We start from the raw sequence: 329 nt of genomic DNA on the forward strand, positions 1-329 counted from the left end.
CATGGTGGCTTGCTCAAATACGTGCATGGCGGTGAATACCACGCCTACAACCCAGACGTAGTCAGTACCTTACAAACAGCCGTAAAGACAGGCGAAACATCAGATTATCAATCTTTTGCGAAGCAAGTGAATGCTCGTCCTGCTGCCATGCTGCGTGACTTAATGAGCCTTAAAAAAGCAGCTCAACCTCTAGCATTAGAAAAAGTCGAACCAAGCAGTGATCTCTTTAAGCGCTTCGACTCTGCAGCGATGTCGATTGGTGCCTTAAGCCCTGAAGCTCATGAAGCACTGGCTATGGCGATGAACCGATTAGGAGGCTACTCCAACTC

General features: G+C 48.3%; 1 protein-coding gene. It reads left to right on the top strand.

Annotated elements, in window-relative coordinates; translation table 11 throughout:
* Window positions 1-329, top strand: a 329-nt coding sequence (locus tag AB4512_RS23990) for a glutamate synthase-related protein (RefSeq protein WP_372176000.1), incomplete at both ends; no start/stop codon positions are given.

The sequence above is a fragment of the Vibrio sp. 10N.222.52.B7 genome (assembly GCF_041474275.1).
In the GTDB taxonomy this organism is placed as follows: domain Bacteria; phylum Pseudomonadota; class Gammaproteobacteria; order Enterobacterales; family Vibrionaceae; genus Vibrio; species Vibrio crassostreae_C.